At 39.2% G+C, this 26,073-nt stretch carries 20 protein-coding genes and 1 pseudogene (1 of these 21 only partly in view); 15 read left to right on the forward strand and 6 right to left on the reverse strand.

What is annotated here, in order from left to right:
- The 3 genes from IGJ00_RS02435 to IGJ00_RS02445 form a co-directional block, all read right to left on the reverse strand.
- Nucleotides 1-324, reverse strand: partial view of an S-ribosylhomocysteine lyase gene (locus IGJ00_RS02435; RefSeq protein ID WP_010736339.1) — the 5' portion only. It extends 135 nt beyond the left edge of the window; the window shows 324 of its 459 coding nt (coding positions 1-324); the start codon lies at nt 322-324; the stop codon falls past the left edge of the window.
- Between the two features lie 152 nt (nt 325-476).
- Nucleotides 477-1,625 carry a cystathionine gamma-synthase gene (locus tag IGJ00_RS02440; RefSeq protein WP_086334276.1) on the reverse strand — a complete coding sequence of 383 codons (1,149 nt, stop codon included), beginning with the start codon at nt 1,623-1,625 and terminating at the stop codon, nt 477-479.
- Nucleotides 1,626-1,673: 48 nt separating this feature from the next.
- Nucleotides 1,674-2,591, reverse strand: coding sequence for a PLP-dependent cysteine synthase family protein (locus IGJ00_RS02445; protein WP_161642613.1), 918 nt, complete (start codon nt 2,589-2,591; stop codon nt 1,674-1,676).
- Nucleotides 2,592-2,967: 376 nt separating this feature from the next.
- On the opposite strand from IGJ00_RS02445, the gene efp reads away from it, so the two are divergent.
- Entirely contained in the window at nt 2,968-3,528 is a 561-nt protein-coding gene (gene efp, locus IGJ00_RS02450) for an elongation factor P (protein ID WP_074802096.1), read from the forward strand.
- 63 nt (nt 3,529-3,591) lie between these two features.
- On the opposite strand, the gene IGJ00_RS02455 is transcribed toward efp, so the two are convergent.
- The gene (locus IGJ00_RS02455; protein ID WP_074801753.1) at nt 3,592-5,088 is read right to left on the reverse strand and encodes a helix-turn-helix domain-containing protein; all 1,497 of its coding nucleotides are present in this window, start codon (nt 5,086-5,088) and stop codon (nt 3,592-3,594) included.
- 353 nt (nt 5,089-5,441) lie between these two features.
- On the opposite strand from IGJ00_RS02455, the gene IGJ00_RS02460 reads away from it, so the two are divergent.
- The 5 genes from IGJ00_RS02460 to trhA all read left to right on the forward strand — a co-directional run bounded on the left by IGJ00_RS02460 (nt 5,442) and on the right by trhA (nt 13,720).
- Nucleotides 5,442-8,888 carry a SpaA isopeptide-forming pilin-related protein gene (locus tag IGJ00_RS02460; RefSeq protein WP_438844065.1) on the forward strand — a complete coding sequence of 1,149 codons (3,447 nt, stop codon included), beginning with the start codon at nt 5,442-5,444 and terminating at the stop codon, nt 8,886-8,888.
- Nucleotides 8,885-10,237, forward strand: a complete 1,353-nt coding sequence (locus tag IGJ00_RS02465) for an isopeptide-forming domain-containing fimbrial protein (RefSeq protein WP_086334280.1) — start codon at nt 8,885-8,887, stop codon at nt 10,235-10,237. The genes IGJ00_RS02460 and IGJ00_RS02465 overlap by 4 nt, the downstream gene beginning before the upstream one ends.
- Nucleotides 10,234-12,102: a SpaH/EbpB family LPXTG-anchored major pilin gene (locus tag IGJ00_RS02470; protein WP_438844066.1), complete on the forward strand. Its 1,869-nt coding sequence runs from the start codon at nt 10,234-10,236 to the stop codon at nt 12,100-12,102. Before IGJ00_RS02465 ends, IGJ00_RS02470 begins: the two co-directional genes overlap by 4 nt.
- Before the next feature lie 39 nt (nt 12,103-12,141).
- On the forward strand, nt 12,142-12,987 hold the full coding sequence (locus IGJ00_RS02475; protein ID WP_438844067.1) for a class C sortase: 846 nt from the start codon (nt 12,142-12,144) through the stop codon (nt 12,985-12,987).
- 91 nt (nt 12,988-13,078) lie between these two features.
- Nucleotides 13,079-13,720, forward strand: coding sequence for a PAQR family membrane homeostasis protein TrhA (gene trhA / locus IGJ00_RS02480; protein WP_010736330.1), 642 nt, complete (start codon nt 13,079-13,081; stop codon nt 13,718-13,720).
- 12 nt (nt 13,721-13,732) lie between these two features.
- On the opposite strand, the pseudogene IGJ00_RS02485 reads toward trhA, so the two are convergent.
- Both IGJ00_RS02485 and IGJ00_RS02490 read right to left on the reverse strand, forming a co-directional pair.
- Nucleotides 13,733-15,221, reverse strand: a pseudogene (locus tag IGJ00_RS02485) (IS1182 family transposase).
- A 74-nt stretch (nt 15,222-15,295) separates the two neighbouring features.
- Nucleotides 15,296-16,687: an IS1182 family transposase gene (locus IGJ00_RS02490; RefSeq protein ID WP_438844068.1), complete on the reverse strand. Its 1,392-nt coding sequence runs from the start codon at nt 16,685-16,687 to the stop codon at nt 15,296-15,298.
- A 336-nt stretch (nt 16,688-17,023) separates the two neighbouring features.
- Between IGJ00_RS02490 and lysA the strand changes: the two genes are divergently transcribed.
- Genes lysA through IGJ00_RS02535 form a run of 9 tightly spaced genes read left to right on the forward strand, consistent with a single transcriptional unit; the run spans nt 17,024 to nt 25,988 of the window.
- Nucleotides 17,024-18,280, forward strand: a complete 1,257-nt coding sequence (lysA, locus tag IGJ00_RS02495) for a diaminopimelate decarboxylase (RefSeq protein WP_066026495.1) — start codon at nt 17,024-17,026, stop codon at nt 18,278-18,280.
- The gene (dapF, locus tag IGJ00_RS02500; RefSeq protein ID WP_195273891.1) at nt 18,267-19,073 is read left to right on the forward strand and encodes a diaminopimelate epimerase; all 807 of its coding nucleotides are present in this window, start codon (nt 18,267-18,269) and stop codon (nt 19,071-19,073) included. Before lysA ends, dapF begins: the two co-directional genes overlap by 14 nt.
- Nucleotides 19,070-19,951 carry a 4-hydroxy-tetrahydrodipicolinate synthase gene (gene dapA / locus IGJ00_RS02505; protein WP_074801737.1) on the forward strand — a complete coding sequence of 294 codons (882 nt, stop codon included), beginning with the start codon at nt 19,070-19,072 and terminating at the stop codon, nt 19,949-19,951. The genes dapF and dapA overlap by 4 nt, the downstream gene beginning before the upstream one ends.
- Nucleotides 19,948-20,667: a 4-hydroxy-tetrahydrodipicolinate reductase gene (gene dapB / locus IGJ00_RS02510; protein ID WP_195273888.1), complete on the forward strand. Its 720-nt coding sequence runs from the start codon at nt 19,948-19,950 to the stop codon at nt 20,665-20,667. Before dapA ends, dapB begins: the two co-directional genes overlap by 4 nt.
- A gap of 1 nt (nt 20,668) precedes the next feature.
- Nucleotides 20,669-21,364, forward strand: a complete 696-nt coding sequence (gene dapD, locus IGJ00_RS02515) for a 2,3,4,5-tetrahydropyridine-2,6-dicarboxylate N-acetyltransferase (protein ID WP_108173637.1) — start codon at nt 20,669-20,671, stop codon at nt 21,362-21,364.
- A gap of 20 nt (nt 21,365-21,384) precedes the next feature.
- The gene (locus IGJ00_RS02520; protein WP_108173636.1) at nt 21,385-22,380 is read left to right on the forward strand and encodes an aspartate-semialdehyde dehydrogenase; all 996 of its coding nucleotides are present in this window, start codon (nt 21,385-21,387) and stop codon (nt 22,378-22,380) included.
- On the forward strand, nt 22,377-23,726 hold the full coding sequence (locus tag IGJ00_RS02525; protein ID WP_438844069.1) for an aspartate kinase: 1,350 nt from the start codon (nt 22,377-22,379) through the stop codon (nt 23,724-23,726). Before IGJ00_RS02520 ends, IGJ00_RS02525 begins: the two co-directional genes overlap by 4 nt.
- Nucleotides 23,686-24,780, forward strand: a complete 1,095-nt coding sequence (locus tag IGJ00_RS02530; protein ID WP_195339083.1) for an amidohydrolase — start codon at nt 23,686-23,688, stop codon at nt 24,778-24,780. Before IGJ00_RS02525 ends, IGJ00_RS02530 begins: the two co-directional genes overlap by 41 nt.
- Nucleotides 24,781-24,815: 35 nt before the next feature.
- Nucleotides 24,816-25,988, forward strand: coding sequence for a pyridoxal phosphate-dependent aminotransferase (locus IGJ00_RS02535; protein WP_438844070.1), 1,173 nt, complete (start codon nt 24,816-24,818; stop codon nt 25,986-25,988).
- The last annotated feature ends 85 nt before the right edge of the window (nt 25,989-26,073 follow it).

Genomic DNA, 26,073 nt, shown 5'->3' on the forward strand with positions numbered 1-26,073 from the left:
CACATCTTCCATCGTTTTTTCTAAAACATCTAAAATATCATCATAATTCTCATGGTTGATGACAGTAAGATAGAAGCCTGTTTGGCATCCCATTGGTGACCAGTCTACAATATAATCTGCATGATTGCGGATGTTTTCGGCAGTTAAATGTTCTAAAGAATGCAAACCTGCCATATCCATGTGTTCTTTGTTTGGCTGTTTGAAACGGACATCATATTTGATGATCAAATCGCCATGTTCTCCTTTTTTACGATCAGCTACACGAACATAAGGGGCTTTTACTTTACGGTGGTCTAAATTAAAACTTTCGACATTCATTTTCATATTGAATTACTCCTAACTATCTGATGATTCTTTTTAGGAGGAATGAAAATCCTCTAAAAAGATTGGGTCGATTTATCTAAATTCTAACACTTATTGCAGGTCAGGTGTAGAAAACTGACTGATTTTTTTCAATTCTTTATAGATAAAATGGATCAGTGATTTTCCAATTGAGTAAAGGCTTGATTCAAATCATCTAAAAGATCTTGGGCGTACTCGATTCCTACTGATAAACGAATCAATCCGTCTTTGATTCCAGCTTTTTCGCGTTTTTCTTTAGGTACAGAGGCATGAGTCATCACAGAAGGAATTTCCACTAAACTTTCGACACCACCCAAGCTTTCAGCGAGGATAAATAGTTGCAAAGCTTCTACAAAAGGAATTGCATCTGCGTCGTTTTTCAAGGTAAAGGAAACCATTCCGCTATAGCCGGACATCTGTTGTTTCGCAATTTCATGATTATTATGAGTTGTTAGACCAGGATAATAGACTGCTTCAACTTCAGGATGGTTCACTAATAATTCAGCTACAGCATAGGCATTTTTTTGATGTTCTTCCATGCGCACACTAAGAGTCTTGATCCCACGTTGCATCAACCAACTATCTTGTGGACCTAATACGCTACCGATGGCATTTTGATAGTAACCGATTTGATCCGCCAACTCTTGGTTGTTTGTCGTAACTAATCCAGCAACGACATCACTATGACCGCCTAGATATTTTGTACCACTGTGTAAAACAATATCAGCGCCTAATTCTAAAGGCTTTTGAAAGTATGGTGTAGCAAATGTGTTATCCACGATTGTTAACAAGTTATGATTTTTTGCAATGGCTGCCCCTGCTTTCAAATCGGTGATTTTAAGTAGAGGGTTACTTGGTGTTTCTAGATACAAAGCTTTTGTATTGTCTTGAATTGCTTCTTCAATCTGTGCAAGATTACTTGTGTCGACGATCGTATACTCTAAGCCATTTTTTGTAAGAACATTATCAAATAAACGGAAAGTCCCTCCATAGACATCATCGCCTAAGAGAATGTGATCCCCAGATTGGAATAAGGAAAAGACGGCATGGATTCCTGCGAGACCTGAGGCAAAGGCAAAGCCACGAACGCCACCTTCTAAGTCTGCAATCAATTCTTCTAAAGCAAAACGTGTTGGATTACCTGAACGTGAATATTCGTATTCTTTCGGTTGTCCAACTGCATTTTGGCGGTAAGTCGATGTTTGATAGATCGGTACGCTAACTGCACCTGTTGTCGGATCTTCACTAATACCACCATGGATCAATTTTGTTTGAATATGCATAATTATTTCCTCCAATTTCTTCATTGAGTTTATCGTTTCGTCTGTTGCTTACAGATAAATATTTTTTGATAAGTAACGATCGGACGTATCTGGAAATATGGTCAGGATAGACTGTCCGTTCGGTAAACGTTGCGCTTCTTTTAAAGCTGCGGCAAAAGCGGCTCCGCTAGAGCTGCCTACTAATAATCCGTGTTCTTTTGCTAGTTGACGTGTATAAGCAAATCCTTCAGCGTCAGAAATCGTTTCAAATTGATCAATTGTCAACTCACTAAGAAAAGGGGGGACAAATTCAACGCCGATGCCTTCAATTTCGTGCCCATGTGAAGGACCACCATTCAAAATCGATCCTTCTGGCTCAACACCAATCAAGCGAAGTTCAGGTAAACGTTCTTTTAGAAATTTTGCGGTTCCAGCAAACGTACCACCACTTCCAATACCGGCAACAAAACTATTGATTGACCCTTCCAATTCTTGAAACAATTCAGGCCCCAATGTTTGGTAATAAGTGGCTGGATTGTCTGGGTTTTCAAACTGCAAGGGAACATAACTATTTGGGATCTCAGAAGCTAATTGTTTACTTTTTTCGATCGCACCAACGATTCCATCTTCTGTAGGAGTGTGTACGATTTTTGCGCCTAGGGCCTGCATGATTTTTTGTTTTTCTATACTAAATTTTTCTGGTACGACAAAAATTGTTTTTAAATTGAATTTCAAAGCTGCCAGACCTAAACCAATCCCTGTGTTACCAGCAGTTGGCTCAATGATCGTTGTTTCTTGATCGATTTTTCCGCTCTCAAGACCGGAAGTCAATAAATATAAACCTAAACGGTCTTTGATACTACCTCCTGGATTCAAGTATTCCAGTTTTGCATAGATCACGGAATCTTTTGGCATAGGAAAATCTTTCGCAGTAAATTTATAGACGGGTGTATGCCCGATTGCTTCAGTAATTGATGAAATGATCACGAATCCAAACCTCCAAAAAAGTAAAATAAAAAGGAGCTGACTATTTAATCAGCTCCTCGTAAGATCATAAATTGAAAAGACTAAGAAAGAAAACACTTTCACTACAGAAAGAGATCTTTCATTCAACTATGAAGGGCAATTAATAGACATGGCAAACAGTATGCTGTTTTTATACACCATACAACAACAACACTTCAATTGTTTTAAGTAATTGATTGCCATGTTTATCCCTCCAATAATGATTTAATTAAAAATAGCATGAAAAAATAAGAAAGTCAAAGACTATCATTTGAAAAGCAATAATTTCCTAGTTTTATAGACGTTTGTCTGATACAATAAGGGTGATTATGATTAAGAAAAAAAGGAGCAAAAAATAATGATCTCAGCAAGCGATTTAAAAGCCGGAATGACATTTGTCCAAGACGGAAAATTGATCAAAGTAATTGATGCAAGCCATCACAAACCTGGTAAAGGAAATACTGTGATGCGTATGAAGCTAAAAGATGTTCGTACTGGTGCTACTTATGATACGACACTAAGACCAGACGAAAAATTTGAAAAAGCACACATCGATACAAAACCAGTTCAATACTTATACACAATGGATGATACAGCATTCTTTATGGATCTAGAAACATACGAACAATATGAGATCCCTGTAGAAACTGTAGCTGAAGAAATGAAATTTATCTTAGAAAACATGGAAGTAAAAATCCAATTCTTCGGTAGCGAAGTGATTGGTGTCCAATTACCAACAACAGTTGTCTTACGTGTCGTTGAAACACAACCATCGATCAAAGGTGCGACAGTGACTGGTTCTGGTAAACCTGCAACTATGGAAACAGGTTTAGTAGTCAATGTTCCTGATTTCATTGAAACGGATGAATTATTAGAAATCAATACGGCAGAAGGTTCATACGTAAAACGTGCAAAATAATCGAGTGTAGTCAAAAAAAGCTTTTAAGCATCTTGCTTAAAAGCTTTTTTTTATATTGTTCAGTCAACTAGCAAACAATGTCTGTAACTTTAAATGGTGGACTTCTAACAGCCGCTGATACAGCTTTGTTTCAAAGTCTCTATAATGACAAAGATCAAGAACTGTATATTTAGAAGAATCAAGACCAGCAGGGATCAATAAGGGGGAACCCAAGATGAAAAAATCATATTCTTCAGTGATGGGAAGTGTGAGTCGCTCGATATCTACAAAGGGGATCTTCTTGCCTAAATTCATGATCTCTGCGGAAATCAGATGCTCAGAGACGTTGACAAACCCAACTTTCAATTTATAGTTTTCATCGATTTCTGAATAATACGGATAAAGTAAACTGGCTTGTAGAAAGGCTAATTCACTTACGCATGATTTCAGCCATGTGTAGTTTTTTCGTTGTGCGGCCTTTTTCCAAAATCCTTCGATTTTGATTGTCAAGATACGTAAAAGTGGATATTTATCTTGAATATAAGAAGAGATAAATAATGTGGTCAAAGGAATTTTTTGTTTGAACATGCTAAAATTTCCAATTGAAAGATAAAGATTCAAAAGCAAAGCGGGCTCTTTTTCAAAATGGAATGTACCAATAAATGTCTGACAATGTGCCTGAAATTCTTCTAAAATAGCTTTGATTTCATTGCTCGGTTGTTGATAGGAATGGTGAACGATCGGCACACGGATATCTTGATTAGAGGTAAGGAACGGCCAATAATAGAACAAATAAAACAACGAGTTTACTTCTAAGATATCTAAACGAAGATCCGCAATTTTGAAGAAGTCATAAAAAAAATCAATGTTTGTTTTACTGGGAATAAAGGAGTCTCTCGATAATCGATAGATATCCGTAAAATGATCATTTTCGATCCTCAGCAAACAAATCAGACAATGGAGACTGGCTTGTTTTTTTCCTAAGTCAAACTTATTTTTGAGCTGTGGACCTTCGTGCTTATAAATCAATGCGCGAACTTCTTGGTTGTAAGGAATACTATCCAGACTTTCTCCTAATGAAACAAACCAAAAGAAATTGAAAAAAATAATACGAATCAGCGTTTCAGAACCAGATAGGGTAAGATTCGATAAATTCAAATTGATATTGTACTCCTTCAAATATTCAGCCAATTTTTTTGTTTGTCGAAAACATGTTGAGCGGCTGATAAAATGGCGGTTGCAAAAAGCTGCAAGATCTTCATCTTGTTCAGTCAGAAGACTGATCAATAGTTTATAAGGAACACTTTCTGTTGATAGGTAATGTTGGTATTGGGTATATTGAACAAGTTGTTCAGGAATGGATAACTTGTTTTTAGTATGTAACAGTTTAATATCAGTAAATTGTTCTAAATCATCTTGTATAGCACATAGGATTTTTTTGAAACGAGTCGCACTGAAATAGAAATCTAAGTTTTCTCGTACATGATCTAAACTATATTCCCCCGGCCATAAGGTCATTACCTTTCCATACACACTTAATTTCATTCTTGCATGGTCATCTAATAAAATTTTTTCAATCAATTCTTCACCTTCTTTTTATATTTTTATTATTAATACCGTATTTATTTTTCCTTGTAAATACTTGTCTCAATTTTCTAAAAAAACTCTACCGGATTTAGAAATATTCTTTTAAAATTTGTCTCAAAATTATCGCTCAATGAGTATATTTTGTGAGAGAAAAGAATAATAAATCAGTTTTAAATAACGAAACGTTCAATGTATTCGTTTTACTATATCAATTTAAAGCTCCTTAAAATAACTATAATTTAATAGTTAGAGACAAAAGAGAAGAGAACTAGAAAGATTAGTGAATTTTTTCTTTTTTTTATATTATCTAATTGAATTTTAAAGTTTTTCTAAGGAGGTATCCATGAATGAAGAAGCGAAAATATGTGATCGTTTTCTGTCTATTTTCTCTATTTTTCGCCACCTATTTCTATTTCCAAAAAGGAAAGACTGTGGCAGCCAATGAAGAAGGAACGATAGAGGTATTAAACAATGAATACGGGAAAGTAAGTATTAGGAAAATAGATCGTCAGCTAACGGTCGTGTATCTATTAAATGAGCAAGCACAAGAAAACCGATTTTTATTCCAGTTACATCCAAAAGATGCACCTGAAACGAATCTGCTTTCCTCTTATGTTTCTCAGGAATATCAAGAATACACAGATGAACAACAACGAAAATGGCTAGCAGGTGATTTTTCTCAAGCCATTGAAGAAAAAGAATTGACCATTGAATTGCCGAGTACGAGCAAAGAATTTCAACTCAATATTCAGATAGAAGAAAAAACGGGTCAGTTACTTTTATCTGAACCAGCTTCCTTTTCATTTTCTATAGATAACGAGAATCAGGAAACTGCACAAACGAGTGAACCAATGTCTGAAACCACGACTTCTTCTGAAAACAGTGAGGTGTCGGATGATTCATCGGTAGCTAAAAACGAATATCGTCCGTTTGAACAACCACAATTATTCAATGAACAGTTGAAACCTAAAGGGTTAGCTACGATTGAACCAGAATATATCACAGATGAGCAAGGAACATACCCTAAGGCAATGTGGCAACCGGATAACAGTCAATATGTGCGTAATCATCAAGGCAATCGCCAAGGACAACAGCAATGGGACGGGCAAAAAGGTTGGGATGGCAATCCAACTAATCGCAACAATTCTTATATTGAATATGGTGGGGAAAAAGAGGACGCTGATTATGCCATCCGAAAATTTGCCAAAGAGACAGCGACTCCTGGATTGTTTGACTTGTATCTGAATGTTCGAGGAAATACCCAGAAAAATATCACTCCTTTAGATGTCGTTCTAGTTGTCGACTGGTCTGGCAGTATGAATGAGGAAAATCGGATTGTTGAGGTGAAAAAGGGGATCGATCGCTTTGTCGATACCTTATCAGAAAGTGGTGTAACGGAAAAAATCAATTTAGGTTATGTTGGTTTTTCTAGTGAAGGCTACGCCAATCGCAGGATTCCGATCGCGGGATTTGATTCTGTAAAGGAAGAAATCCAAGCAGCGACACCTGATTCAACAAGTGGTGGGACGTTCACTCAAAATGGATTACGTCAAGCAGGTGAAATGTTATCGGAACAAAATGATCATAAAAAAGTGATCGTTTTACTAACAGATGGTGTGCCAACAAGTTCCTATCAAGTAGCCAGTGTGGTGACTGAAGAAGATGGTAGTTATTATGGCGCGACTTTTACCAATCGTGTTGATCACCCTGACTATACTTCAAAAATTTCCCCACCTTATCTCGTACCAGTTAAAGATCAAGATTTACAGTGGCGCTGGATCAATTCGACATTTACAGCCACAATCGGTGAAGCAATGGCATTGAAACAACGAGGTATCGAGATCCATGGCTTGGGTATACAGTTGCAAGGAGATGAAACTGAAGGCATCACGAAAGAGGAAGTAGAACGTCGAATGCGTAAGATGGTTTCCACTGGCGAAGACGGTACGGCATATTATGAATCTGCCAATGAGTCTACAGATATTGCTGATTATCTAGCCAAAAAAGCTGTGCAGCTTTCCGGAACAGTCGTTGATGGAAAAATCACTGATCCAATCATTGATCCATTTGTTTATCAACCAGACAGCGCTTCTGTTACAAGTGTCGGGACGACCCCTCTATCGATTGACCCACTTCTCTCTATTGATGGGCAAACGATCAACGTCGATAAAATCTATTTAGAAAAAGGGCAGGAAATCCAACTACATTATCAAGTGAGACTCCAAACAGAAAGCGAAATGTTCGAGACTGATACTTGGTATCAAATGAATGGGCAAACAATCTTCCAACCAACGAGCAACCCAGATGTTCTTGCTAAATTCGGTGTGCCGTCAGCCAAAGCACCAGGTGTATCTCTTGATTTTTTCAAAGAATGGGAAGAATTTGATCAAGATACGACGACTCGACCAGAGAAAGTGATTTACGAAATCAAGCGAACAGGAATCACTGAAACATCTAGTTGGGAAAGTGGCTATGTCCAATTAAGTAAACCAGAAGATGAGAACACCAATGTCTGGGAGCGAACCAATATCACCAAACTTCTAGCGTCCAGTGAAGCGTCTCGTGAAACCCTCAGCTTGCCAAAATACAACAATCAAGGGCAAGAATTTCACTATGAAGCGGTGAATGAGTTGGATGTACCAGGATATCAATCAGAAAAAGTCAACGCAACGACTTGGAAAAATAAAAAACAATTTGTTCCTTTAGATTTAAAAATAACCAAGAAAACTTCGTCAGCTGACCATCTTTTAAAAGGAGCAGTGTTTCAACTAACGATTGAAGGTCAGGAGATTCAGCTGATCGACCATGAGGATGGTACCTATTCATTGCCAGAGGGCACACGCCTTGAAAAAGGAAAATCTTATACATTGACAGAAATCAGTGCACCTGCTGGACATGAAAAATCGGAAAAGCAGGCGTGGGAAATTGCTATTTCTGAAAATGGGGAAGTAACAGTGGACAAACAACAAGCTACAGTTACTGATCAAGTGATCCAATTGACGATTGAGAATCCATTTGCAGACCTTCCGATAGCTATAAGAAAATATACCGAAAAGGACAAACAAAAAATCAATCTGGCAGGAGCAACTTTTGCTTTACAAATAAAAGGAGAAACAGGAACCTATCATATACTGAAAGAGGAAGTTACCGCATCATCAGGATTGGCAGAATTCGTGATACAAAAAGCGGGTGAATATCGCTTAGTAGAAACAGCAGGACCGCTTGGCTACGATACGATTCCAGGAAACTATGAATTTAAAGTTGACCCTTACGGTACGATTCTCTATGACGGAGAAAATGTAGAGGAAGATACCATTTGGACATTGACGCATATGAATCAAATCAAACCTTTTGATTTAACAGTCCTAAAGCAAACGGATACAGGACAGGCGTTAAAAGGGGCAGTCTTCCGACTATCCGGTCCAGATGGACAGGTTGAATTACCAAACGACGATAAAGCAACTGATACATTTGTTTTTGAGAACCTAAAACCGGGTGAGTACACGTTGGAGGAAATCAAAACACCAGAAGGTTATCTGGGATTAGAGCAACCCGTGCAGATTGTTATCCAAACGGATGGAAAAGTAACTGTAGATGGTGAACCAACAGAAGTTCAGTTACAAAATGATCATACGAACAACCAAATCCATTTGGTCATCACCAATCAGGCATTGATCCCACTGCCTGAAACGGGAGGATCTGGCCGACTTGGCTTCCTATTATTAAGTATCCTTGCGATTGTTTCATTTGTCGTTTATTCAAGGGGGATGAAACGAGGAGGCATTTCAAGTTGACCAAGTATTATTGGTTCTTGCTGTTGTTGCCTTTTCTGTTAGTTGGTGGTGCCAAAACGTGTATTGCCCAAACACAAGAGATGGTCCAGCTGATTGTCCATACTACGCAGCCCTCATCAGATAAACAAACGGAATCTCATAAAGCGAGTTTTGCGGTTTACGATGTGACAAAATCATTTTATCAATTACGTAAAAAAGGATTTACTGTCGAAGAAACACAACAAATCATTGCGCGACAAGGTACTTCAGCAGGTTCTTTTCTAATGGAAAAACTGGTGAAGTCGAACAATGATGGAGAAGATGTAGCAATCTTTGATCTACGTGAGTCAACGAATCAAATAGGTAACGTTTATTTAGTGAACGAAACCACTCCCATAGCAGATGCGTTTGTAGGATCACAAAATGTAGTCGTGGTTTTGCCTCTTTATGATTCATATGATCACCCACAAAAGGCAATCCATCTCTATCCTAAAATGAACCAAGAGCCATCTGCGATCGTCTTTGAAAAAAAGCTTGTAGAGGAAAAAAACACTTATTCGATTGGTGAAAAGATCTACTATCAATTGGATATCCAGTTTCCAAATGGGATAGCCAGTGAAGAAACATGCGTAGTCACTGACAGTGCGACGAAAGAATTGGAGTTGCTAACTGAATCGCTCAAAGTCCACAGTGAAGAAAAACGCTTGGAAAATCTGACGTTTCATAGCCATAGTCAAGGATTCAGTATTGCGTTTAACGGTCAAGACTTGCAAGATCTGGCAGGTAAAACAGTGAGGATCAACTATCAGATGCGTTTACGACAAGATGCAATCGCTGATCAATCGATCATCAATCAAGCGACATTAGATATCGGAACAGCATCATTGTCACGAAGTACACGTATTCGAACAGGAGGGAAGTGGTTTCAAAAAGTTACAACAGATAAGGAACAACAGGTGCTAGAAGATGCAATGTTTATGATCAAAAACCAACAGGAAGAATACCTGCATTTGAAAGATGGAAAATATTGCTGGAAAAAACGAGCAAGAGATGCAATAACGCTGACTTCTGATCGAAATGGCTTATTTTCCATCAATGGCTTAGCAGACGGAGAATATTTACTTGAAGAAATCAAAGCACCAAAAGGGTATAAAAGAAATCCTTATGCTGTCTCGTTTGTCGTAAAAAGTATGTCATATGCCATCAATGGACAACCTAGTGAACCTCTGAAAATCACTAATCAGAAACAAGAAACGAGTTTTCTTTTTCCAAAAACAACTGACGAAAAAATAAGTGTTGGTATGATTGGTGGCCTATCGATCATAGGTAGTTTCATTATTTATCAAAAGAACAGGAGTAAAGAAGAATGAAGAATAGAAAAAATTTCAAAAAAGTATTACTATGTCTTATTTCATCACTACTTACACTGGTGGCATTACTTCCTAATCCACAGGTGTTTGCTGAAGGAACGGATGCACAATTGGTGATCCACAAAAAGAAAATGTTAGATTTCCCACAACAAGAGATCCAAAATACAGGGAAAGAAATGACTGAATTCAACAACTATCAAGGGTTGGCAGATGTGACGTTCCATGTGTATGATGTCACCGAATCATTTGCTGAAGCAAGAAAAAATGGCGCGACGATTGAAGAAGCAAAAGCGATCGTCCAATCACAGACTTCTGGCACAGCTCTTCTTTCTGGTACCACAGACGCTCAGGGGGATCTTTCTTTAGCATTGCCAAAAAAACAAGCTGGAAAAGATGCAGTTTATGTGATTGAAGAAGAAGCAAAATCAGGAGTAACAGCTGCTGCAAATATGGTTGTGGCATTTCCAGTATATGAACTGATCAAACAATCCGACGGTTCATATCAATATGGGACAGAAGAACTAGACGTAGTTCATTTATATCCTAAAAATGTCGTGGAAAATGAAGGAACGCTGAAGGTCAAAAAAGTAGGTTCAGCAGAAGGCGAAGCACTAAACGGTGCGGAATTTGTCATTGTGAAAGAAGATGCAGGTGTTGCCAAATATTTGCATAGTGTGGCACAAGGAATGTATACATGGACAACTGATAAATCTAAAGCAAAACACTTTGTGACTGGCAAAAGCTATGAAATCGGTGAAGAGGCCGTTGCTGAAAATGAAGCAGAGAAAGGTCAAATGCTCATTACTGGATTAGAAGTTGGCGAATATGTGTTAGAAGAAGTAAAAGCACCTGAAAATGCAGCGATGATCACTGAGCAAACGAAGACACCATTCACAATTGTTACTGGCAACCAAACGCCAGTTGAACTTACAGTGAAAAATGATACGACGAAAGTAGAAAAAGAAACGCCGCAATTAGATGGGCAAGACGTAGCAATCGGAGAACCGATCAATTATGAGATCAGCGTCAATATTCCTCTTGGGATCGCGGATAAAGAAGGATCAAACAATAAATATACCACCTTCAAATTGATTGATACACATGATCCAGCTTTAACATTCATGAACCAATCAACTGGAGAAACAGGTTATGCACTTTACGATGGTGAAACGATCATTGATTCAACAAATTACCACGTAACTGAACAAACAAACGGCTTCACAGTAACGATTGAACCAACTTATATTCCTTCATTGACTCCAGGTGGTACGTTGCGTTTTGTTTATTACATGCATTTGAATCAGTTAGCAGAACCAACCCAAGGCTATAACAACGAAGCAAATGTTGATACTGGACATACGACAGATCAAACACCACCAACTGTGGAAGTACTGACAGGTGGGAAACGATTCATTAAAGTAGATGGAGCAGTAGCTGATATCAAACCATTAGCAGACGCTTCGTTTGTGGTACGTGATCAAGATGAAGCAACAGCGAAATATTTGATCATCGATCCAGTAACAAAAGCAGTAACGTGGACGACTTCACAGGAAGAAGCAACGATTTTCACGACAACAAGTGATGGATTAGTGGATATCACAGGCTTGTCTTATGGCACGTATTATTTAGAAGAAACAAAAGCACCAAACAATTATGTGAAACTAACTGAACGAATGGCGTTCAAGGTCGATCAGCAATCTTATGCTGTTGCAGGTGAATTGGTTGCACCAGAGAAAGTACCAAACAAACACAAAGGGACATTACCAGCAACTGGTGGCAAAGGCATTTCATTGTACATTTTCTTAGGTGTGGTTTTACTGACAATCGTGGGTGCGTACTGGCTAAAACGACCAAAAGTTAAATAGTATCAAATGAAGAACAAGTGACTCGCTGAGGAGAATAAAATGAAACAAAAAAAATGGCGTCTGTTAGATCTAATCATGTTCTCGGTATTTTTTATCGGTGTCCTCAGCTTGGCGTATCCTTTTGTCAGTGATACGTTGAATGATTATCTCGACCAGCAGATCATCAAAAATTATCAAAAAAAGGCAAAGTCTGAACATGCGACAGAACTTGCTGAATTACAAAAGCGGATGATCAAAAAAAATGAACAACTGGCATCAAACGTAGCGATGCCAGAAGCAGACCCATTTTCCAAGAAAAAAAAGAATGATCAAAAATCTCAGAAATCGTATATCGAATCACATACCGTTGGTGTTTTGACGATCCCCAAAATCAATGTCAGCTTACCGATTTTTGATCAAACAACGACGAAACTATTGGAAAAAGGCGCTTGTCTGCTCGAGGGCACCTCATACCCGATCGGAGGAAAATCGACACATGCGGTACTTTCCAGCCACCGAGGCTTGCCGCAAGCAAAATTGTTTACAGATTTACCTCAATTAAAAATAGAAGATCACTTTTATATTGAAATCAATGGACAGTATCTTGCGTATCAAGTCGATCAGATCAAAACCGTAGCACCGACAGAAACAGAAGCGCTGCAAATCCAAGAAAATCAAGATTTAGTCACACTGGTTACTTGTACTCCGTATATGGTCAATAGTCACCGTTTATTAGTACGCGGGCACAGGGTCGCTGTTGAACCAGAAGAAATAAAAGAAGCGTTAGAAAAAGTGAAACAAGCGAAGCGTACTGCATTTTTACTCGTAAATGGCTTGATCAGTGTGTTTTTGTTGCTATTTCTTATCATGATGATAAAATATTTTACAAAAGTTATTAAAAAATGATATAGTTTTGGAAACTAGATGTTAAAGTTTTTGTAAACAGAACATCCTTCATGTATAATGAAATTGAACAAACGAAATGGAGTGGATCAAGATGGAGATAGAATTTAGCCGAAAGTACCAAATCGTCAATGAAGTATTAAATGCGGTGACCCATGGGATTGCAGCTTTATTAAGTCTGCTTTGCTTCAATTTACTGATGGATCGCGCCCATACGACCTTAGATTATGTCGCTTTTGCGATTTATGGTAGTTCTCTTTTTCTGCTATTCTTTTCTTCTACGTTATTTCATAGTTTGATTTTTACGAAAGCAAAAAAAGTATTTCAGGTATTTGATCATTGTTCGATCTACCTTTTGATTGCTGGAACCTACACGCCATTTTGTCTGCTAGTCGTACAAGGAACGACAGGACTAGTTTTGCTAAGTGTTATTTGGGCGACAGCAGTGATCGGTATCATATATAAATGTCTGACTTTAACAAAGACAAATAAAGTATCAAAAGTTTCAACGATCATTTACAATGTGATGGGGTGGGCAATCATCGTTGTGCTACCTAAGCTCTATCAGAATATCGATTTGACTGGCTTACTACTGCTAGTTGGCGGAGGAATCGCTTATTCTGTGGGATCACTATTTTATAGCATGAAAAGCAGACGATTCACCCATGTGATCTGGCATCTATTTGTCATGTTAGGTGCCGCGTTGATGTTTTTAGCAATCTATGTAAGTAATTGATTTAAGAAAATTTCACTTTAAAAAACTGACCAAGAAATTGGTCAGTTCAGATTGTAGACAAACCTTATGTAAAAATGAGGTTTGTCTTTTTTATATGTATGTTTTCAATAATTAAAGAGAAATAGCTTTGTTTTTCTAAAGAAAAACACTCCTTTCTTGCTCTGCCTTTTTTGATTTTTACTAATTTTTTCATATTTAGGCAGGCAAAAGTAAGCCCAATTTTCATGTGCATTTTTTCAATTCCTATTTGATTCGTATAACGTAATCCGTGAAATTCTTTTGCTGTACCAAAAATTCGTTCAATTGTTTCTTTTCTTTTTCTGTATAGGTCTTTAAAATTTCTTTGGTGACGTATTTCCTCACATCGTTCGATTGCTTTCGCCCAAATATGTCTGGTGATTACTTTTGTATGATTTTTTGAATTTGTACAAGTAGATAGAACAGGACAATTTTTACATTCTTCTGGATTACTTTTGTATTCTAAATATCCTTTTCGATTCGTTGTCGAATAAGTGAGGATCTTATCATTAGGACAGATATAACAATCATAATATTCATCGTAGGCATAGTCGTTCTTCTTGAAATAACCCGCTTTTGTCATGGGTCGCTTATAAGGGAAAACAGGCGTCAGCTTCTCTTCGAGAAGTAATTGAGCGATTGCTGGCGTTTTATACCCAGCATCCATAATCAATTTATCTAGAGTAAAAGCTCCTTTGAGCTTTTTAAATAAAGTAATAAACGTACGACTATCATGTAAGTTTCCTGGGTGGGTCGTATAGCCTAGTATCCAGCCGTTTTTATCACATGCTACTTGTGCGCTATAAGCAAAAACTTCTTTATGCTCACCTTTATGAAACCAACCACTTTCGGGATCAGTCGTACTTGTTTTTTTCATAGCTATTTTAGTTTCTGCGTTTGTTTCTTTTAAGGGCTTTTTTAGGCGTTTTTCTCGATCTTTTTCAATTTCTTTTGTCAATTTTTCCGTATAAAAGAAGGCTTGATCCATCACTTCGACGGATTCTTTCTTGTTTCGATTCGCATGTGCTTTAATATGCGTCCCATCAATAAAAACTTCAGAGGTATCAACGATTCCTTCCATCATACATTGTGCTAAAATCTCATAAAAGATTTGTTCAAATGTAGTGGTTCCTTTGAACCGTCTCGTATAGTTTTTACCAAATGTAGAAAAATGAGGAACTGCATCTTCTAACCCTAACCCCAAAAACCATCGATAAGCGTTGTTCACTTCAATTTCTTTGATGGTTTGTCTCATGCTTTTAATACCAAAAAAATATTGAATCATCGGTAATTTAATTAGAAGAACGGGATCTAAGCTTGGCCGTCCTTGGGTTTCATCATATTTATCTTTTACCAAATCGTAAATAAAAGAAAAATCAATAAACTGATCCATTTGTCGTAATAAATGGTCTTGGGGAACTAAGTCTTCAAGAGCAAAAAAGCCCATCTGTGCACGCTTACTCATATCTTGTTTTGAGAGCATCGGGTTACACCTCCAATTCATAGTTTTATTTTAACGTATAAAAAAAGACAAAGCACTATAAATAAGTACTTTGTCTACAATCTGAAATAGCTTTGTTTTTCTAAAGAAAAACACTCCTTTCTTGCTCTGCCTTTTTTGATTTTTACTAATTTTTTCATATTTAGGCAGGCAAAAGTAAGCCCAATTTTCATGTGCATTTTTTCAATTCCTATTTGATTCGTATAACGTAATCCGTGAAATTCTTTTGCTGTACCAAAAATTCGTTCAATTGTTTCTTTTCTTTTTCTGTATAGGTCTTTAAAATTTCTTTGGTGACGTATTTCCTCACATCGTTCGATTGCTTTCGCCCAAATATGTCTGGTGATTACTTTTGTATGATTTTTTGAATTTGTACAAGTAGATAGAACAGGACAATTTTTACATTCTTCTGGATTACTTTTGTATTCTAAATATCCTTTTCGATTCGTTGTCGAATAAGTGAGGATCTTATCATTAGGACAGATATAACAATCATAATATTCATCGTAGGCATAGTCGTTCTTCTTGAAATAACCCGCTTTTGTCATGGGTCGCTTATAAGGGAAAACAGGCGTCAGCTTCTCTTCGAGAAGTAATTGAGCGATTGCTGGCGTTTTATACCCAGCATCCATAATCAATTTATCTAGAGTAAAAGCTCCTTTGAGCTTTTTAAATAAAGTAATAAACGTACGACTATCATGTAAGTTTCCTGGGTGGGTCGTATAGCCTAGTATCCAGCCGTTTTTATCACATGCTACTTGTGCGCTATAAGCAAAAACTTCTTTATGCTCACCTTTATGAAACCAACCACTTTCGGGATCAGTCGTACTTGTTTTTTTCATAGCTATTTTAGTTTCTGCGTTTGTTTCTTTTAAGGGCTTTTTTAGGCGTTTTTCTCGATCTTTTTCAATTTCTTTTGTCAATTTTTCCGTATAAAAGAAGGCTTGATCCATCACTTCGACGGATTCTTTCTTGTTTCGATTCGCATGTGCTTTAATATGCGTCCCATCAATAAAAACTTCAGAGGTATCAACGATTCCTTCCATCATACATTGTGCTAAAATCTCATAAAAGATTTGTTCAAATGTAGTGGTTCCTTTGAACCGTCTCGTATAGTTTTTACCAAATGTAGAAAAATGAGGAACTGCATCTTCTAACCCTAACCCCAAAAACCATCGATAAGCGTTGTTCACTTCAATTTCTTTGATGGTTTGTCTCATGCTTTTAATACCAAAAAAATATTGAATCATCGGTAATTTAATTAGAAGAACGGGATCTAAGCTTGGCCGTCCTTGGGTTTCATCATATTTATCTTTTACCAAATCGTAAATAAAAGAAAAATCAATAAACTGATCCATTTGTCGTAATAAATGGTCTTGGGGAACTAAGTCTTCAAGAGCAAAAAAGCCCATCTGTGCACGCTTACTCATATCTTGTTTTGAGAGCATCGGGTTACACCTCCAATTCATAGTTTTATTTTAACGTATAAAAAAAGACAAAGCACTATAAATAAGTACTTTGTCTACAATCTGAACTGACCAAGAAATTGGTCAGTTTTTTTGTCTGTTTCTAAGAGGATTATGTGAAAATAAATAGTGGTTTTTTATTTTTTTGTTTTATGTATGCAATAAAATTGAAAAAATAAACATTTTTGCTGAAAATAGCGATTTAAACTAGACAATTCAAACAATTTTGTTTAATATTATTCAAATAAAATTCAAATTATAATCTAAGGATATTTCAATTTGATGAGAAAATAATTTTTTGAAAAGAGGGAAAAGAGAATGACAGAATTAACGATCGGCGAAATTCCAGTGAGTCAATTAGCAAATGAATATCAAACACCCCTATATGTGTATGATGAAAAAAAGATGGAAGAAACGATAAAGTCGTTTAAGCTGAACTTTGATTCTGATTATTTTCAAACAAAGATCTTGTATGCGTCTAAAGCCTTTCAAACAGTAGAATTACTCCGTTTGATCGCTGAACAAGGGTTAGGTTTAGATGTCGTAAGTGGCGGAGAAATTTATACCGCGTTACAAGCTGGATTTCCTGTAGAAGATATTTATTTCCATGGCAACAATAAAACGGTCGATGAATTAAGATACGCGATCGAAAACGATATACGCCATTTCGTTGCAGATAATGGGATGGAAGTCGAAGTCTTGGAAGAATTAAGCCAAGAATATCAGAAAAAGCTACAGATCATGTTGCGATTGAATGTAGGGATCGAAGCGCATACCCATGAATACATCGTCACCGCACATATCGATTCAAAATTCGGTATGCTTTACGATAGCGATGTTTGCCAACAAGCGATTGCACGTATCCAACAAAGTGAGTTTCTTAGATTGGAAGGCTTTCATGCCCACATCGGCTCACAAATCTTTGATATGACGGCTTGGTTGGCTGAGATCGACCAGTTGGTCACCTACCTTGAAGATTTTCAACAACCGCTTTCTTTAAACCTAGGAGGGGGCTTTGGTATCCGTTATACCGAAGCGGACACACCTTTACCGATTGCAGAATCAGTCAAACATCTGGTTACACATACAGAGCAGGCACTAGCTGACAGAAACTTAACGATCGATCGCTTATTGATCGAACCTGGGAGAAGTATCGTGGGGGAAGCCGGAACAACACTTTATACAGTCGGCTATATCAAAGAAACACCTCACAAGAAATATTATTTTGTGGATGGTGGGATGACAGATAATATTCGACCGGCACTTTATCAAGCTGAATACACCTGTGATTTAGCAAATAAACTAGACATTGAAAAAACAGAAAAAGTGACAGTTGCGGGGAAAATGTGTGAATCAGGAGACGTGGTGATCCAAGAAACACAGTTGCCTCCTGCAGAGCCAGGTGATCTTCTGGCAGTGTATGCCACAGGAGCCTACGGATATTCGATGAGTAGCAATTACAATCGCGCACTGCGACCAGCAGTTGTTTTTGTCAAAGATGGCGTGTCGAGAGAAGTCGTGCGTCGGCAAACTTATGCGGATCTATTGAGAGGAGAAGTCTATGCAGATTTATAAATATAATGGTTGTGGCAATGATTTTATTCTCTTAGATTACGATGAAACGATCGACTATAGTCATTTGGCTCAAAGCTTGTGTGCACCCACGGCTTACGATACGGATGGATTAATTGCTGTTAAAACCGAACCTTTAGAAATGATCTACTACAATAAAGACGGTAGCCGTGCGCCGATGTGTGGCAATGGTATCCGTTGTTTTGCCAATTATGTCAGCGATCAACAATTACTTGAAGAGCCACAATTTGCGGTCAAAACGCTTGCTGGGATGATCCATGTGACGATCCATTCACGAGAACCTTTTTATTGCACAGTCGACATGGGTTCGCCGGACTACCGACCAGAGAAAGTAGGCGTAGCGCAATCAACACCGATCATCAAACAAGCGCTGACGATTGATGAGCGAAAGGTAGAGCTGACTAGTTTATTCATGGGGACGATCCATACAGTTGTTTTTGTTGAAGATGCCTTGGCTGAATTAACCAAAAAGACTGGAGAAAAACTCTGCCATCATCCCTTATTCAAAGAGAAAACAAACGTCAATTTTGTCCAATATGTCAATGAAGAAGAATTGATCGTCCGTACGTATGAACGTGGGGTCGGTTGGACATTAGCTTGTGGCACAGGTTGTTGTGCAGCGTATGTCGTCGCAAAAGATCAAGGATATCTCTCCGGCTTACAAGCTACGATCCATTTAGAGCAAGGTGATTTACTGATTTCTGGTGATAAAACGATTACGATGGCAGGACCAGCCAGTTATGAATGGCACAAAAATTTGGAGGTAGAAGGATGATCAAAGGATCGATTGTTGCATTAGTGACTCCGATGACGGAAACAGGTGCAGTGGATTATTTAGGATTGGAGCAGCTGATTGCTTTTCATCTGAAAGAACAAACAGACGGATTACTTGTCCTAGGAACAACTGGGGAATCACCAACACTATCTGAGGAGGAAGAAGAAGAAATCGTACGATTCACCGTTGAAAAAGCCAATGGGCGTATCCCAGTGATAGCTGGCGCAGGATCGAATGCGACGGCAAAAACGATCAAGAAAGTCCAGCGTTTTGCAGAGCTAGGGGCAGACCAATTATTAGTGATCACGCCTTACTATAATAAAACGAGTGACGCAGGATTACTGGCTCATTTTAAAGCGATCGCAGACGCCTCCTCTCTACCAATCATCTTATATAACGTACCGTCACGAACAGGCATGACAATTTCGTTACCTGTATTAACGGAACTAGCGAAGCATCCACGAATCATCGGCATCAAAGAGGCTTCTGGTGATATGTCCTATACAATGGAAGTCGCACAACTGATTGATGAATCATTTGCGCTTTACAGTGGCAATGATGATTTGATTTTACCCATCTTGAGTATTGGTGGCATCGGTGTGATCAGTGTTTGGGCGAATATCCAACCAAAAGTAGTCCATGGATTAGTCCATGATTACTTGGATGGAAATAGCCATTCAGCAAAAGAAAAACAATTGACTCATTTAGCGTTGATCAATGCCTTGTTCAGTGAAACCAATCCAATTCCAGTGAAAGCAGCAATGAATCATTTAGGTTTACCTGCTGGACCATTAAGACTACCACTGATTGAATTAGGCGAGGAGAAAAAGCAACAACTGATCGCACTGTTAGCAGAAAACGGAGGGGCAAGCATATGAATATCGGGATTATCGGAAGTGGAAAAATGGGCAAGCGAATTGCAGAAGTTACCGAAGAATATCAACATCAACCATTGATGTTGACTGAATCCCTGCAATTAACAGATGAATTATCATTTGCTCAGACGCCAACGGTCATCATCGATTTTTCTCATCCAGCTGGTTTGGATAAAATCCTGCGATACAGCCAAGCTCACCAAGTCCCACTGGTGATTGGCACAACTGGCTATACCGAAGAGCAATTTGCTGAAATCGCCCAAGCAGCTCAAACGATCCCTGTACTCTACAGTGCTAATTTTTCATTAGGGATCATGGTGATGAATCGCTTGATCAAACAAGCAGCTCAAGACTTAGCCAGCTGGCAGATCGAATTGATCGAAAAACACCACAGCCAAAAAAAAGACGCACCTTCTGGCACAGCCAAGCGTTTAGTAGAAACACTACAATCCGTTCGAGAGCTGACGCCTGTCTATCAATGGGCGGACAAATCACGAGAAGACCAACAAATCGGTGTCCATAGCCTACGTGCAGGCTCTTTTCCAGGAGAACATGAAGTCCTTTTTGCAACCAAAGATGAAGTTCTTTCAGTGAAGCACGAAGCCTTTTCAAATCGAATTTTTGCAGAAGGGGCAGTTCAAGCAAGTATCTGGTTGGTCGAACAGTCAGCCGGTTTTTATCAATTAGAAGATCTATTTGGACCTAGAGGAGGAGCCTAATTTGAACGCACAAGAAATCATTCGTTTTATTCAAACAGCAGAAAAAAAGACCCCAGTCAAAGTTTACTTAAATGTTTCTGAACCCATTGAGTTTCCAAACGCAAAAGTATTTGGCGAAGCGCACAGTCCAATTGTTTTTGGGGATTATAAAGACATTGCACCGGTACTAGAAAAAGAAGTGGAGAAAATCTTAGCGATCGAACTAGAACAGACAGCTAGAAACAGTGCCGTTCCTTTACTGGATATCAAAGACATCAACGCTCGGATCGAACCAGGCGCTGTCATTCGTGACCAAGTAACCATCGGAGATCAAGCAGTGATCATGATGGGTGCTGTGATCAATATCGGTGCTGAGATCGGGGATCATAGTATGATCGATATGGGCGCAATCCTAGGCGGACGTGCGACTGTCGGTAAGAATTGTCATATCGGTGCTGGAGCTGTGTTAGCTGGAGTTATCGAGCCAGCTTCCGCTCAACCAGTAGTGATCGAAGATGGTGTATTAGTTGGTGCGAATGCAGTGATCGTTGAAGGCGTTCGTGTTGGAAAGAATGCAGTCGTCGCAGCAGGTGCAGTCGTTTTAGAAGACGTTGCCCCTGAGACGGTCGTTGGTGGTACACCGGCACGTGTATTAAAAATAAAAGATGACCAAACCAAAGAAAATACCGCATTGATTGCGGCACTAAGAGAATTGTAGACAAAGAAAGGATGAAAAACATGCGCGAAATAGATACCTGTATTGTCGGAGCGACGGGATTAGTCGGTCAAACTATGTTAAGAGTATTAGAGGAGTACGATTTTCCAGTAGGAAAACTCAAGCTTTTAGCATCCAAACGCTCTGCGGGGAGTCTGTCTGTGTTTAAGGGGAAAGAGTATGTTGTCGAAGAACTGACTGAGACTTCTTTTTCTGGGTATGATTTGGCGCTTTTTTCAGCTGGAGCATCCGTTTCTCAAACATTTGGTCCGATTGCACGTCAAGCCGGCTTAGTAGTCATCGATAATTCTTCGGCGTGGCGAGAAGATCCTACGATCCCGTTGATCGTCCCTGAAGTAAATCTAGAGGATCATACGTTAGATCCATTGATCGCCAATCCAAATTGTTCGACGATTCAATCCGTCTTACCACTGAAAGCACTACAGAATACGTTTGGTGTGACACGTGTCAATTACACGACGTATCAAGCTGTTTCAGGTTCAGGACAGCAAGGAATCGCTGATCTACAGGGGACAAAAAATGGTGAACCAGCAACTTTTTATCCTCATGACATCAGTCAAACGGTCATTCCAGAAATCGATCGCCCAATGGAAAATGGGTATACCAAAGAAGAACAAAAAATGATCAATGAAACAAAAAAAATCTTGCATCAATCAGATTTGCCTGTTTCTGCGACTTGTGTGCGTGTTCCCATCGAAAATGGCCATGGTGTCTCGATTGCTGTCGAATTAGAAAAGGAATTTTCATTGGAACAGATCCGTGCTTGTTTCAGTCAGTTTCCAGGGATTTTAGTCGTCGATAACTTAGCAGAACACCAATATCCCACCAGCACATTAGCAAGAGGCACAGATCAAGTATATGTTGGGCGTATTCGCCGTGACTTATCGGTTGAAAATGGCTTGCTCTTTTATACCGTAGCTGACAATATCCGCAAAGGCGCTGCGGCTAACGCGGTGCAAATTGCTTTGGCGCTTCTTCAAGAGGAGGTCCTTTCATGAAAGTCGCAAAATTTGGTGGAAGCTCGATGTCTCATGAAGAACAGTTCCGGAAAGTCCGTGAGATCGTGCTAGCTGATCCTAGTCGAGAAGTCGTTGTCGTTTCCGCTTTAGGAAAAAGAACCGACGAAGATGACAAAGTGACCGATCTACTCTATTTGATCCATGCGTATCTTCAACACAAGGTTGATTGGACGCCATTGTGGGAACGGATCACGGAACGTTTTATTCAAGTAAGGGATCTTCTGTCACTCGACTTTCCGATTGAAAAAGAATTAACCACGATCGAAACACATCTAAAACAGGAAAAAGTGACGATCGATTATTTAGTCAGTCGTGGGGAGTATCTGACTGCGCAATTGATGGCGGAATATTTAGGGTATACCTTTGCAGATGCAAGTGAGCTGATCTACTTTGATTATGAAGGAGGCATCGACTTTCCGCGTACAGAGCAAGCAGTACGCGAGATGTACCAGAAACACCAAAAGTTGATCGTCCCAGGATTTTATGGTGCCAACCCAGCAGGAAAAGAAAAATTACTTGGTCGTGGGGGCAGTGATATTACCGGCTCCGTTTTAGCAAGTGCCTTACAGGCAGATCTTTATGAAAATTGGACGGATGTTTCAGGCATCATGATGGCAGACCCAAGAATCATTGACTCACCGAAAGTCATTGAAGAGATCTCTTTCCGTGAATTACGAGAAATGGCTTATATGGGTGCCAATGTCTTGCACGAATCCGCGGTTTTTCCTGTACAAGAAGCTGATATCCCGATCCAAATCAAAAATACGAATCGACCGAATGATCATGGAACAAAAATCTCAAATCATGAAGTCGAAAAAGAAAATGGGTTGACGGGGATTGCAGGAAGAAAAGATTTTCTTTCAATCACCTTGTTCAAACGACATATGTCAGACGAGATCGGTTTTATTTGGAAAGCCATGAGTATTTTTGCAAAACATGGCATCTCGATCGAGCATATCCCCTCTGGCATCGATAATATCGGTGTCGTCGTTTCGGCGGAATTGATCATGGATAAATTGTTTTTGATCACGAAAGAATTACGTGAGGAATTAGGCGTAGAGGAAATCGAGATCATCGAAGACTTGGCTTTGATTTCTGTTGTAGGCGGCCCACATAAGGAACCAATTGGACTTTCTGGAAAAGTATTATCGATTTTGAATGAGTTAGAAATCAGGACCTCGATTTTATCGCAAGGTGCGCAAGAGTTGAATTTAATCATCGGTGTACCCAATACACAATATGAAACCGTGGTAAAAGGAATCTATGAAGGGATGGTGAGGCGACATGTTGGCAACACATCGAATGGCGTTACATCAAATTCCTGAACTTGGCTTTCATGAATTTAAAACGAAAGAATACCTTTACGAACAAATCAAAAACTGTGGTGGCGTGATCCATGAAATCGATGAGACAGGCTTATTGGTTTATTTTGATCAGCAACAAGACACAACGATTGCTTTTCGGACAGATATCGACGCATTGCCCATCACTGAAGCCACAGGGTTACCTTTTGCGTCTACACACCCAGGATTCATGCACGCCTGCGGACATGATGGTCATATGGCAATGCTCTTAGGATTGACCGATTATATTGCCACGCACCGTCAAGAGATGCAGCACAATATCGTCTTGATTTTTCAACCCTCAGAAGAAATTGCTGGCGGGGCAGAAAGTGTGATCCGTTCTGGGTGGTTGGAACATTACAAGGTACAGGCAATCTTTGGGTTTCATTTATGGCCAGGCTTGCCAGAAGGAAAAGTATTTTCACGACCAGGTGCGTTGATGGCGCAAAGTAGTGAAACAGATATCATCGTCCAAGGCAGATCTGCGCATATCGCCTCAAGCAGTCAAGGCATCGACAGTCTAGAAGCAGCTGTGCGTTTTATGAAACAAGTCTATGACTTTGATGAATCTCTGCCAGAAAACCTTGAACATCTCTTGAAATTTGGTCAGATCACAGGTGGGACGATCCGTAATGTCTTAGCCAATGAAGTCGTGATCTCAGGCAGCATTCGTTCATACAGTCGTAAGACCCAAACGGACTTAAAGATGCAACTAGCACGACTAGCAGAAGAATTCCAACAAACTTCCCAAGCAAAGATCTCCTTTCGCTATAACGATGGATATCCTGCTGTTCGTAACGATGAACAGTTGTATGCAGCACTTGCCCACTCAGAGTTATTACATGAGTTGGCTGAGCCTGTCTTACAAGCGGAAGATTTCGGCGTCTATACAGAACACTATCCTTGTGTCTTTTTCTTCTTAGGTGTAGGTGATACGCCTGCCCTTCATGATGCAACATTTGATTTTGACATGGCTGTTTTAGAAAAAGGATTGGAATGGTACCAAACAATCCTTTACACCAAGGAACTTTTCTGAAAAAATAAGGATAGTAACCAAAAGGGGAGAAGTCTATGAATCTACACCATCGTTTTAATCCAAGGCTGGCTAAAATTGAAGTCTCGCAGATCCGTATGTTCGATCAGCAAATCTCAAGCATTCCAGGCATCATCAAATTGACACTAGGTGAGCCAGATTTTTCGACACCTGAAGCAGTCAAAGAGGCAGGGATCACAGCCATCAAAGAAAACTATTCTCATTATACCGGGATGAGAGGTTTACCAGAATTATGTGAGGCAGCTTGTTTCTTCCAAAAAGAACGTTACGGTCTTTCTTATGATCCGCAAACGGAAGTACTGACAACGATCGGTGCCACAGAAGCGATTGCGACAGCTTTATTAGCGGTCTTAGAAGAAGGAGATAAGGTATTGATCCCAGCACCTGCATATCCCGGCTATCAACCAATCGTTGATCTAGCAGGCGCCGAATTGATCACGATCGATACATCAGACACTGGCTTTATTTGTCAGCCAGAACAACTAGAAGAGGCGTTTGCCAAATACGGAGACGAAATCAAAGCAGTGATTTTGAATTACCCAAGTAATCCAACGGGAACATTGTTATCTGCGGAGCAAATGAGCAAACTTGCAGAAGTTTTAAGCCAGCACCCAGTCTTTGTCATCAGTGACGAAGTTTACGCGGAGTTGAACTACGTGGGAAATCATGTCTCGATGGCTACGTACTTACCTGAACAAACAATCGTCGTGAATGGACTCTCTAAATCTCATGCCATGACTGGTTGGCGCATTGGGTTTCTCTTTGCTCAAAAACCAGTGATCGATGAATTGATCAAGGTCCACCAATATTTAGTTACTTCTGCCACAACGATTTCTCAAAAAGCTGCGGTCGAAGCCTTGACAAAGAGTATGGACGAAGGGGAAAAAATGAAGGCCCGCTACGTCGAACGCCGAGATTATCTATTGCCTCAGCTTACAGCATTAGGATTTCAAATCTCTCAACCTGATGGTGCGTTTTATTTGTTCTGTCGCTTACCAGAAACCATCCAGATGAATTCGTGGGACTTTTGTTTAGCACTCGCAGAACAAGGTAAGGTTGCCTGTATCCCTGGCTCAGCTTTTGGACCGGAAGGCGAAGGCTTTATCCGAATCTCTTATGCAAGTGGGATGGATGACCTACAAGAAGCGTGTAAACGTATCGGCACATTTTTAGCACAATTAAAACAATAATATTAAAATAACGAATAAAATTTTTAGGCAAACCTTTTCATTTGCATTATCATTCTTAGAATGATATCGTGAAATTGTTTAGAAT

This window comes from Enterococcus sp. AZ062 (assembly GCF_051715065.1).
GTDB classification, from domain to species: domain Bacteria; phylum Bacillota; class Bacilli; order Lactobacillales; family Enterococcaceae; genus Enterococcus_B; species Enterococcus_B mundtii.